Source organism: Actinophytocola sp., from assembly GCF_035942955.1.
Classification (GTDB): Bacteria; Actinomycetota; Actinomycetes; order Mycobacteriales; family Pseudonocardiaceae; genus DASYTH01.
Genome location: NZ_DASZCQ010000310.1, coordinates 1 through 12,740 on the forward strand (window position 1 = coordinate 1; position 12,740 = coordinate 12,740).

Below are 12,740 nucleotides of genomic sequence, written 5' to 3' on the forward strand. Positions count from 1 at the left end.
CCTGGCGGCCGGCCGGGGCACCCGGCCGGCGACGATCGCGGCGTACTCCTCACAGACGTCGGCGAACACCGCCCCGACGCTCCAGCCGTCCAGCAGCAGGTGGTGCGAGGTCCACACGAGCTGGACCTCGTCGTGCGACAGCCGCCCGATGGCCAGCCGCAGCAGCGGCGGCTCGGTCAGGTCGATGCCCGCGGCGCGATCCTCCGCGAGCAGCCGGCGCAACGCCTCCTCCTGCTCCACATCGGACAGCGCGCGCCAGTCGTGGTGCGCGACGGGCACGGTGACCCGCCGGCGCACGGCAAGCAGCGGCTCCTCAACGCCGTCCCACACCGGTGCGCCGCGCAGCGCGGGAGTCCGGTCGACCACCCGCTGCCAGGCCCGGCCGAAGGCGTACGGATCGCCTACTCCGGACAGTCGCAACCGGAACTGGTCGCAGTACGCGCCCGAGCTGTCGACCAGGCTGTGGAACAGCATGCCGGCCTGCAGCGGGGTCAGCGGGTAGACGTCCTCCACCGTGCGGCCGTCGCCGACGATCCGGTCGACCTGGTGCTGGTTCAGCCGTACCAGCGGGAAGTCCGAGGGGGTGGCGCCGCCGGCGTCCGGCCGGGCGCAGTGCGCCACGATCTCGGCGAGGGCGGCGATTACGTCGTGCGCCAGCGACTCCACCGTGGCCTCGTCGTGCACCTCGCCGGAGTACAGCCAGGACAGCTCCAGCTCGCCGTCCTGGACCGCGCCGACGACGTCCAGCAGGTACGGGCGGGTGCGGCCCGGATCGATGTCCTGGCCGATGCCGGGGCAGTGCGCGTGGTACAAGCCCGTCCCGGCCCCGGCCACGCCCCACTGGCCGTGGTAGTTGAAGGAGATCCGCGGGTGCGGATCGTCCCGCAGCACGCCGGCCGCGGACTCCGCCGGGCTCAGGTAGCGCAGCGCCCCGTAGCTGAGTCCCTTGTGCGGCACCGCACGCAGCTGCTCCTTGACCGACTTGAGCACCGCACCCCAGTCGCCGTCGCCGGGCACGCGCAGCGCAAGCGGAAACTCGGAGGTGAACCAGCCGACCGTGCGGGAAAGGTCGAGCCCGGCGAGGATCTCCTCCCGGCCGTGCCCCTCCACCGCGACCAGCACGCCGTCCCGGCCGGTCCACCGGCACAGCACCCGACCCAGCGCGCTCAGCAACACGTCGTTGACCTGCGTGCGATACACCCCGGGAACCCGGTGCAGCAACGCATCCGTGTCGTCCTTGCCCAACCGCACCGTGACGGCCCTCGTGGTGCCCACGGTGTTCGGACCGTGGTGATCCACCGGCAGGTCGGCCGGCACCGCACCGGCCGTCCAGTACGCCAGGTCGTCGTCGAGGCCACCGGACCGGACATGCTCGCGGAGCCGGTGTGCCCACTGGGTGAACGCGGTTCCCACCGGCTCGAGCGCGACCGGCCCGTTGTCGAGGATCTGGTGGTACGCGGTTTCCAGGTCACCGAGCAGGATCCGCCACGACACCCCGTCGACCACCAGGTGGTGAATGGTCCACAACAGCCGGGGCCGCCGGTTGCCGCCGAGGTGGAACAGCACCACCCGCAGCAGCGGGCCGTGCGTGACGTCCAGGCTCGTCTGAGCCTCGAGCGCGGCCTCGGCCATGGCGACCCGCTGGCCTTCATCGTCCAGATCGGACAGATCACGGCGGGAGAACACGTCCACCGGCTCGCCGGTGTCCTGCAACCAGTGGCCGTCCACGCGGCGGAACCGCATGCGCAGCGCGTCGTGATGGTCCACGACGGCGGCGACGGCCCTGCGCAACGCCAGCTCGTCGAGCTCCCCGGTCAGCTCCACGAGCATGGACTGGTTGAAGTGGTCCGGCCGCTGTCCGGTCTCGAAGAACCGATGCTGGATCGGGCCGAGCGGCGCGGGACCCGCGACCACGGCGACGTCGACCGGTCCGGCCGCGGCCGCCAGGTCGACGTTGGCGACGATGCCGGCAATCGTCTGGTGCACGAAGATGTCCTTGGCGGACAGCCGCAACCCGGCCTGGCGGGCCCTGGACACCACCTGAATGCTGAGGATCGAGTCGCCGCCGAGGCCGAAGAAGTTGTCCTGGACGCCGACCCGCTCGACCTGCAAGAGGTCCGCCCAGATACCCGCCAGCTCCCGCTCGACCGGCGTGCGCGGCGGCACGTACTCCGCTTCCCGCTCCGCGTGCCCCTCCGGCGCCGGCAAGGCCCGCCGGTCCGCCTTTCCGCTCGGCGTCAGCGGTATCGCGTCGAGCACCACGAACGCCGACGGCACCATGTAGTCCGGCAGGACCCGGCTCAGCGCCGCCCGCAGCGCGGGCACGTCGGGCCGGTCGGCGCCGGCCGGCACGAGGTAGGCCACCAGTCGCTTGTGCCCGGTGCCGCCGTCCTCCCTTGCCATCACGACGGCCTCGCCGACCTCCGGCCGCTCGAGCAGCGCGGCCTCGATCTCACCCAGCTCGATGCGGAAGCCGCGGATCTTCACCTGATCATCGGTGCGGCCCAGGTATTCCAGCGCTCCGCGGGCCGTCCACCGGGCAAGGTCCCCGGTGCGGTACATGCGCTCGCCGGCCGGACCGAACGGGTCGGCGACGAACCGCTCGGCGGTCAGGCCGGGCCGGCCGGCGTAACCGCGCGCGAGCTGGACACCGGCAATGTAGAGGTCTCCCGGCACTCCGGGCGGTACCGGGCGCAGCTCCCGGTCAAGCACGTACATTCTGGTGTTCCACACCGGACGCCCGATCGGCACGGTGTCCGACCCGGGCGCGCAGGGCCAGTAGGTCACGTCGACCGAGGCCTCGGTCGGCCCGTACAGGTTGTGCAGCTCCACGTCGAGCACGGCGTGGAACTGCTGTGCGAGGTCGGCCGGCAGCGCCTCGCCGCTGCAGATCACCCGGCGCAGCCCGGTGCAGCTCGCCGCCTGCGGCTCCTGGAGGAACGCGCGCAACATCGAAGGTACGAAGTGGACGGTGGTGACGCCGCGGGACCGGATCAGCTCGGCCAGGTACGCCGGGTCCTTGTGGCCATCCGGCCTGGCCACCACGAGGGTGGCCCCGGTGATCAGGGGCCAGAAGAACTCCCACACCGACACGTCGAAGCTGGCCGGCGTCTTCTGCAGAACCCGATCGTCGGGCCGCAGACCGTACTCGGCCTGCATCCACAGCAACCGGTTCACGATGCCCGCGTGCGGAACCAGCACACCCTTCGGCCTGCCGGTCGAGCCCGACGTGTAGATCATGTACGCCGGGTTCGTCTGGTCGATCCGATCGCCGGCGACCGGGCGGGTGTCCGGCCATTCGCCGACCTCGCGCACGGCGGCCGGATCGTCGAGCACCGCCGCGGGATCGGCGTCGTCGAGCATGAACGCGACCCGCTCGGCGGGCAGGTCCTGCGCGATCGGCAGGTAGGCGGCGCCGGCCTTGAGCACGGCCAGCAGCGCGACCACCAGCTCCACCGATCGCGGCAGCGCGACGGCGACGCACCGTTCCGGACCGACACCCTGACCGATCAGCTTGTGCGCCAACCGGTTCGCCCAGGCGTGCAGCTCGGCGTAGCTCAGCTCGGCCCCGTCGAAGACCACCGCCGGGGCGTCGGGCGTCCGCGCCGCCTGCGCGTCCAGCAACGCCGGCAGCGTGGTCCGGGGAACCTCGTGGCCGGTGTCGTTCCACTCCCGCAGCACCCGGCGGCGCTCGGGCTCGGTAAGCATCGGCAGCCGCGACACCGGCCGGTCCGCATCGGCGGCGATGCCGTCCAGCAACACGCCGAGGTGCGTCGCCATCCGGTCGATCGTGGCGGCGTCGAACAGGTCGGTGTTGTAGTTCACCGCGCCGCGCAGCCCGCCGTCGACCTCGGTGAACTGGATCATGATGTCGAAGTTCGCGGTCACCACCGGCATCGGCAGCGCCTCGACCTCCAGGCCCGGCAGCTCGGGCGCCTCGTCGGGGTTGTTCTGCAGCACCACCATCGCCTGGAACAGCGGGGTGCGGCTGGTGTCGCGCACCGGCTGGAGATCGTCGACCACCCGCTCGAAGGGCACGTCCTGGTGGGCGAACGCGTCCAGGACGGTGTCGCGCACCCGGCCGAGGAACTCGGTGAACGTGTCCGTACCGTCTATTGTGGAGCGCAGCACCAGGGTGTTGACGAAGAACCCGACCAGCCCGGCCAGCTCGGCCCGCTCCCGGCCGGAGACGACCGTGCCCACGGCGATGTCGTCCTGCCCCGACCACCGCTGCAACACCAGCTGGCAGGCCGCGATCAGGCTCATGAACAGCGTGCCGTCCTGGTGCGACGCCAGCTCCTTGAGCCGGGCCGTGACGTCGGCGGGAACGGCGAACTCCAGCACCGCGCCGTTCGTGGTCCGCACGGCGGGCCGCGGCCGGTCGGTGGGCAGCTCCAACGGCGGCACCCCGGCGAGCTGACCCCGCCAGTACTCCACCTGCTCGGCAAGGGCGGTCCCGGCCAGGCTTTCCCGTTGCCACGCCGCGTAGTCCGCGTACTGCACCGGCAGCGGCGGCAGCTCGGGCCGCTCGCCGCGCACGGCGGCCGCGTAGCCGGCGCTCAGCTCGCCGACGATCACGTTGACCGACCAGCCGTCGGTGACGATGTGGTGCATGGCCAGCAGCAGGACGTGCTCGCGCTCGGCCAGCCGCACCAACCGGATCCGCACCGGCGGGCCCTCACGCAGATCGAACGGCCGCCGGCTTTCCGCTGCCAGGAACCGGTCCAGCTCGGCCGCGCGGTCGGCCTCCGGCAGCCCGGTCAGGTCGCGCACCGGTACCCGCACCTCGTGCGGCTCGTGCACCACCTGCACGCCGCGGCCGTCCACCGAGTCGAACGTGGTGCGCAGCGACTCGTGGCGGGCGACGAGCCCGGTCAGCGCGCCGTTGAGGGCGTCGACGTCCAGCTCGCCGCGCAACCGCACGGCCAGCGGGGTGTTGTACTCGATGCCGCCCGGCTCGAACTCGTTGAGGAACCACAACCGTTGCTGGGCGAACGACAGCGGCAGCGGGCCGTCGCGCTCCACGATCGGGATGGTATCGGGGATCGCCGCCTCCGCCGCGATCATTCTCGCCAGCGCGGCGACCGTGGGATGGCGGAACACCGCGCGCGGCGACACGTCCAGCCCGAACGCGGTCCGCAGCCGGGACGCCAGCCGGATGCTGACGATCGAGTCGCCGCCCAGCTCGAAGAAGTTGTCCTCGACGCCGACCCGGTCGAGGCCGAGCACCGCGGCCAGGGCCTTGGCCACCACCCGCTCGGTCTCGGTCCGCGGTGCGACGAACTCCCGTGCGGCCGGCCCCGGGTCCGGCGCGGGCAGCGCGCCGCGGTCGAGCTTTCCGTTGCGGGTCAACGGCAAGGCGTCCAGCGTGACGAACGCCGACGGCACCATGTAGTCCGGCAGCGACCGGCTCAACGCCGCCCGCAGCTCCGCGGGCGCGGGCGGTGGCGCGTCGGGCGCCGGAACCACGTAGGCCACCAGCCGCTTGTGACCGGGCGTGTCCTCCCTGGCCAGCACGGCGGCCTGGCCGACCCCGGCCTGCTCGGCAAGCCTGGCCTCGATCTCGCCCGGCTCGACCCGGAAGCCGCGGATCTTGACCTGGTCGTCGTTGCGCCCCAGGTATTCCAGCATGCCCCGGTCGGTCCACCGCACCCGGTCGCCGGTGCGGTACATCCGCGCGCCCGGCGCGCCGAAGGGGTTGGCCACGAAGCGGTCGGCGGTCAGCCCCGGCCGGTTCAGGTAGCCGCGGGTCACCTGGGCGCCGGCCAGGTACAGCTCGCCGGCGACCCCGACCGGCACCGGGCACAGCGCGTCGTCCAGCACGTAGGCCCGCACGTTGCGCAGCGGCCGGCCGATGACCGGCCGGTCGCCGCCGAGCCGGCAGGTAACTGCGTCCACAGTGGACTCAGTAGGCCCGTAGAAGTTGTAGCTCGCGGTGTGCTCGGCGGCGGCCAGCTCCCGCCAGAGGGGCTCGGCGACGGCCTCGCCGCCGACCACCAGGATCTTCGGCCGGTGCCGCTGGTCGGTCAGCAGCCCGGCGGGGATGGCCTGCTGCGCATAGGAAGGCGTGAGGTTGACGAAGTCGATCCGGTGCTCGGCAACGTAGTCGACCAGCGCGGTCGGGTCGAACCGGACGTCGTCGTCGATCACGTGCAGCTCGTGGCCGGCCGCCATCAGCAGCAGCCCCTCCCACGAGGTGTCGAAGGAGAACGCCGCGGTCAGCGCGACCCGGATGCGCGGCCCGCCGAGCGCGGCGATGTCCCCGGTCTCGCCGCAGTGGTTGGCGAACAGGTTGACCAGGTTGCGGTGCTCGACGACCACACCCTTCGGCCGTCCGGTCGAGCCCGAGGTGTAGATGATGTACGCCGAGTTGCCGGGGCCGAGCGGGCCGAGCCGGTCCTCGGCGGTGGGATCGGTGTCCGGGTACCCCTCGAGATCCGCCGGCCCGGCGGTGGTGAGCACCACGGTGGGTTTCGCGTCGGCCATGACGAACTCGGTCCGATCGCCGGGGAGCTCGGGATCGACCGGCAGGTACACGCCGCCCGCCTTCGCCACGGCGAGCACGGCCACGATCAGCTCCACCGACCGCGGCAGCGCCACGGCCACCACCCGCTCCGGCCCCACGCCCAGACCGATCAGGTGGTGCGCCAGCCGGTTCGCCCGCGCGTTGAGCTCGGCGAAGGTCACCGCCCGGCCCTGGAACACCAGGGCCGTCTCGCCGGGCGTGCGCGCGACCTGAGCCTCGAACAGCTCCGGGAACGTCGTCGCCGGCACCTCGAGGGCGCCGTCGTTGTGCTCGGTCAGGACCCGCCGCCGCTCCGCGGTGGACATCCACGGCAGCCGGGCCGGCGGCTGCTCGGGATCCTCGGCGAACCCGGTCAGCAGAAGGGGAATCCGGTCCGCCATCCGCCGAATCGTGGCGGAATCGAACAGCCTCGGATCGTACGAGAGGATGAAGTCGAGCCGGTCGCTGATGTTGGCCCGCAGGCTGAGCGGGAAGCTCGTCGGGTCGACCGCCGCGACGTCGCGCACCCGTATCCCGGTCTCCGCGATCCCGGCCTCGTCGACCGGGTAGTTCTCGAACGCCACAAGGCTGTCGAACAGCTTCGCCCCTGCCGGCAGGTCGCTCCAGGCCTGGAGCTGGGCCAGCGAGACGAAGTCGAACCGGCGGGACTCCACCTGGGCGTCCTGCAACGCCCGCAGCCACGACACCGTGCTCTGTCCATTGTGGAGTACTGTGCGGGTCGGGACGGTGTTGATGAACATGCCGACCATGGACTCGACGCCGTTCAGCTCGGCCGGCCGGCCGGAGACCGTTGTGCCGAACACGACGTCGCGCTCGCCGCTGTAGCGGGACAGCAGCACCGCCCACGCGCCCTGCACCAGGGTGTTGACGGTCAGCCCGTTGCGTTGGGCCACCGCACGCAACGCGGCGGACTGCTCGGCGGGCAGCGCGAAGCGGACCGATTCCGACGATCCCGCGCGGTGCGCCTCGGTCGGCTGCCGGTCGTACGGCAACGCCGTCGGCGCCGCGAAGCCGGACAGCACCCGCCGCCAGTGCTCCTCGGCCTGCCGCTGATCCTGCTCGCGCAGCCAGCGCAGGTAGTCCCGGAACGGGCGCCGGGTCACCAGCACGGGCTCCCGCCCGCCGACGATCGCCGCGTACTGCTCGCACATCTCGCCGAACACCTCGCCGAGGCTCCAGCCGTCGGTGAGCACGTGGTGCGAGGTCCAGATCAGCAGGACCTGATCGTCCGGCAGGGCCGCGATGGCGATCCGCATCAGCGGCGCCACGGTCAGGTCGATCCCGGCGGCCCAGTCCTCCGCGAGCACCCGGGTCAGCTCCGCGTCGCGGTCCACTTCGGACAGCTGACGCCAGTCGTAATGGGCGACGGGAAGGACGACGCCGCGGTGCACCACCTGCACCGGCTCGTCGAGCCCGGCCCAGGCCAGCGACGTGCGCAGCACCGGCGTGCGGTCGACCACGCGCTGCACGGCCGCGCCGAGCGCGTGCGGGTCCGACACCCCGTCCAGCAGGAACCTGACCTGGTTGACGTACACGCCGGAACCGGCGTCGACCAGGCTGTGGAACAGCATTCCCGCCTGCAGCGGGGTCAGCGGGTAGATGTCCTCCACGGCCGCGGGATCGGTCACCAGCCGGTCGACCTCCGCCTGGCTGAGCCGGGCCAGCGGGAAGTCGGACGGGGTGCGGCCGCCGGCGCCGGGCCGCGCGCAGTGCTCGATGATCTCCCGAAGAGCCGTGATCATCTCCTCGGCCAACCCGGACACCGTGGCCTCGTCGTGCACCTGGTCGGAGTACAGCCAACTCAGCCGCAGCTCGCCGTTGTCGACCACGCCGACGATGTCCAGCAGGTAGCTGCGCGGCTCGTCGGGCGCCAGGTCCGGGCCGGCGCCGGCGCGGCGGGCCCGGTACAGACCCGCCTCCGCCCGCGGGGAGTCCCACTGCCCGTGGTAGTTGAAGCTGATCCGCGGCGGCGCGGCGGACCGCAGGCCGTCGCTCGCGGTGAGATACCGCAGGGCGCCGTAGCTGAGACCGCGCCGCGGAACGGCCCGCAGCTGCTCCTTGACCGCCTTGAGGGTCTCGCCCCAGCCGGCGCCCGCCGGTGCGCGCAGCGCCACCGGGAACTCCGTGGTGAACCAGCCGATCGTGCGGGACAGGTCCAGGTCGTCGAAGATCTCCTCCCGGCCGTGCCCCTCGAGGGCGATCGCCACACCCTCGTGGCCGGTCCACCGGGTCAGGACGCGGCCGAGCGCGGCGAGCAGCACGTCGTTGATCTGCGTCTGGTATACGCCGGGCACCCGGCGCAGCAACGCGTCGGTGTCGTCCCGGCCGAGGCACGCCGTGACCGTCCGCACGGAACCGCCGGTGTTGGCGCCGGACCGGTCGACCGGCAGGCCGGCCGGAACCGCGTCCGACTCCCGCGTCCAGTACTCCAGGTCGTCGTCGAACCCACCGGCCTCGGTGTGCGCGACCAGCCGCTGCGCCCAACGCGCGAACGGTGTGCCGACCGGCTCCAGCTCCACCCGTTGTCCCGCACGGGCCTGGTGATAGGCGGCCTCGAGATCACCGAGCAGGATCCGCCAGGACACCCCGTCCATCACGAGGTGGTGAACGGCCAGGAACAGCCTCGGCCGCCGCCGCTCGCCCATGCGGAACAGCACGGCCGTGATCAGCGGTCCGGTGCCCAGGTTCAGATAGCTCCGCACGGCCAACGCCTCGGCCTCGATCGCGGCCTGCTGGCCCGCATCGTCCAATGCGGACAGGTCGCGGATCTGGAGCACCTCGGTCGGCTCGATCGGCGAGACCTCCTGCAGCCACGCGCCGTCGGCGTGCACGAACCGCATCCGCAACGCGTCGTGGTGCGCGACGACCGCGTCGACGGCCGCCCGCAACGCGCCGTGGTCGGTGTCCTCGGCCAGCTCGACCAGCATGGACATGGTGAAGTGCGACAGGGCGCCGTGGGTGGCGAGGAACCGGTGCTGGATCGGGGTCAGCGGCGCCGGCCCGACGACCGGTTGCCGCTCGGCCCGCTCCGGCGCGACCCGTTCCTCGACCGCCGCGGCGAGCTCGGCGATCGTCTGGTGCAGGAAGATGTCCCGGGACGTCAGGTGGACGCCGGCCCGGCGGGCCCGGGAGACCACCTGGATGCTCAGGATCGAGTCGCCGCCGAGGGCGAAGAAGTTGTCGTGCACGCCGACGCGCTCGACGCCGAGGAACTCCGACCAGATCTCGGCGAGCACCCGCTCGATCGGCGTGCTCGGCGCGACGTAGTCCGATTCGGATCCGTGCGGGGCGTCCGGGGCCGGCAGCGCCCGCCGGTCGACCTTTCCGCTCGTGGTCAACGGAAGCTCGTCGATCCGGACGAACGCGGCGGGCACCATGTAGTCCGGCAGGGTCCGCTTCAACCAGGACCGCAGCTGCGCGCTGCCCGGCACCTCGTCGCCCGCGGGCACGAGGTAGGCCACGAGCCTGGTGTGCCCGCCGTCGTCCCGAGCGACCACGACGGACTCGGCCACGTCGGGGTGGCGCAGCAGCGCGGCCCGGATCTCGCCCGGCTCGATCCGGAACCCGCGGATCTTGACCTGCTCGTCGGCGCGACCCACGTACTCGAGGTGGCCGCCGACCCGCCAGCGGGCGCGGTCGCCGGTGCGGTACATCCGGCTGCCTGGCGGGCCGAACGGGTTGGCCACGAACCGGTCGGCGGTCAGGCCCGGGCGGTTGAGGTAGCCGCGGGCGACCTGAGCACCGGCCAGGTACAGCTCACCGGGAACCCCCACCGGCACCGGGGCGAGCGTGTCGTCCAGCACGTAGGCCCGCATGTTGCGCAGCGGCCGCCCGATGACGGGTTTCTCGCTGTCGCCGACCCGGCCGGCCACCGCCTCGACGGTGCACTCGGTGGGCCCGTAGAAGTTGCACGTGGTCGTTCCGGAAACCGCGGCCAGCTCCCGCCACAGCGGCTCCCCGACGGCCTCGCCACCCAGGATGAGAAACCTCGGGTGATGCCGCTCGTCGCCGAGCAGCCCGGCCGGGATCAGTTGCCGGGCATAGGACGGGGTCACGTTGACGACGTCGATCCGGTTGCCGGCCACGTAGTCGACGAACTGCTCGGGCTCGCGGCGCACCTCCTCGTCGAGCACGTGCAGCTCGTGCCCGCCGGCCATGAGCACAAGGCCCTCCAGCGACGCGTCGAACGAGAACGCCGCGTTCAGCGCCATCCGCAGCCGCCCGCCGGCCAGGTCACCGGTGCGGTGGTCGAACACAAGGTTGACCAGGTTCCGGTGCTCGACGAGCACGCCCTTCGGCCACCCGGTCGAGCCCGACGTGTAGATCGCGTATGCCGGGTTCGCCGGCCGCAGCGCGGCCAATCGGTCCACATCGGTCAGATCGGCATCGGAGTATCCGTCCAATCCGGACTCGGCCACCGGTTCGCGCAGCACCAGCACCGGCGCGGCGTCGCGCAGCATGAAGTCGACGCGATCGGCCGGCAGCTCCGGATCCACCGGGAGGTACACCGCGCCCGCCTTGAACACCGCGAGCATCGCCACGACCAGCTCGGCCGACCGCGGCAACGCAAGGGCCACCACCCGCTCCGGGCCGGCGCCGCGCTCCACCAGATACCGGGCCAGCCGGTTGGCCGCGGCGTTCAGCTCGGCGAAGCTCAGCGCACGATCCCGGAACACCAGGGCGGTCTCGTCCGGGGTACGCCGGACCTGAGCCTCGAACAGCTCGGGGAACGTCATCGCCGGCACGGCAAGACCGGTGTCGTTCCACTCCTCCACGACCTGCCGCCGCTGCTGGCCGGACAGCCACGGCAGCCGCGCCAGCGGCCGGTCCGGATCGGTGGCGATGCCGTCGAGCAGGAGCAGGAGGTGGCCGGCCATCCGCTCGATCGTGTCGGCGTCGAACAGATCCGTCTTGTACTCCAGCATTCCGGCGAGGACGCCGTCGCCCTCCTGGAACTCCGCGGTGAGGTCGAAGTTCGCCGCCCCGCGGGCGAAGCCGACCTCCCCGGCCCGAAGGCCGCCGAACTCGGCCGTGGACCGCTGGACGTTCTGCAGCACCACCATGACGTCGAACAGCGGGTTGCGGCTCGGGTCCCGGTCGGCCTGGACCGCGTCGACCAGCCGGTCGAACGGGACCTCGTCGTGCGCGACCGCGTCCAGCACGGTGCCCTTCACCCGGCGCAGGAACCCGCGGAACGTGGCCGATTTGTCCACTGTGGAGCGAATGACCACGGTGTTGACGAAGAACCCCACCATCCTCGCCAGCTCCGGCCGGTTGCGGCCGGAGGTGACGGTGCCGAGGGCGACGTCGTCCTGGCCGGCGTACCGGGCGAACAGCACCTGGCAGGCGGCGAGCAGGACGGTGAACAGGGTGGTGTCCTCGGCCCGCGCCAGCGCACCGAGGCGCGCCGCGACCTCGGCGGGGATCGTGAACTCGTGCGTGGCCCCCGCCGAGGTCGGCACCGCCGGCCGCGGCCGATCCGTCGGCAGCTCCAGCGGACCGACCCCGGACAGCTGCCGGGTCCAGTACCCGAGCTGCTCGTCGAGCACCGTGTCGGACAGCCGGTTCCGTTGCCACACCGCGAAGTCGGCGTACTGCAGGGAAGGCTCGGGCAGCGCGGCCGGCTCCCCGCGCACGGCCGCCCGGTACAGCGCGCTCAGCTCCTCGGTGAGCACGCCCATCGACCAGCCGTCGATCACGATGTGGTGCGCGCAGAGCATCAGCACGTGCTCGTCGGAGGCCAGGCGCACCAGCAGCACCCGCACCAGCGGTCCACGGCGCAGGTCGAACGGGCGCGAGTACTCCTCGAGCAGCACCCGGTTCAGCTCATCGGGCGCCGGGAGGTCCACCACCGCGATGGGCATCTCCCGCGGCGGGTGCACGACCTGCGCGGGCTTGCCGTCCAGCTCGTCGAACGTGGTGCGCAGCGACTCGTGCCTGGCCACCAGCTCCCGCAGCGCCGCGGACAGCGCCGGCACGTCGAGGGCACCGGTCAGCCGGAGGGTCAGCGCGCTGTTGTACCCCGCCTCGTCCGGCTGGAGCTGGTGGAGAAACCACAGCCGCTGCTGGGCGAAGGACAGCGGAAGGGGTTTACCGCGCTCCGCGGCGGGAATCGTGTCGGACTGCGCGGCCTTGCCCGCCAGCCTGCGGCGCAGCTGCTCCCGCAGCTCCGGCGGCAAGGCCGAGACGCGGTTCTGTTTCGATGACGGCATGG

Annotated in this window: 1 protein-coding gene; it reads right to left on the reverse strand. The window is 72.4% G+C overall.

Annotation, left to right across the window (positions count from 1 at the left end):
* Window positions 1–12,738: non-ribosomal peptide synthetase (locus VGX25_RS30780; RefSeq protein WP_326921457.1), on the reverse strand; the 12,738-nt coding region annotated here is incomplete at its 3' end.
* Window positions 12,739–12,740 lie beyond the last annotated feature (2 nt).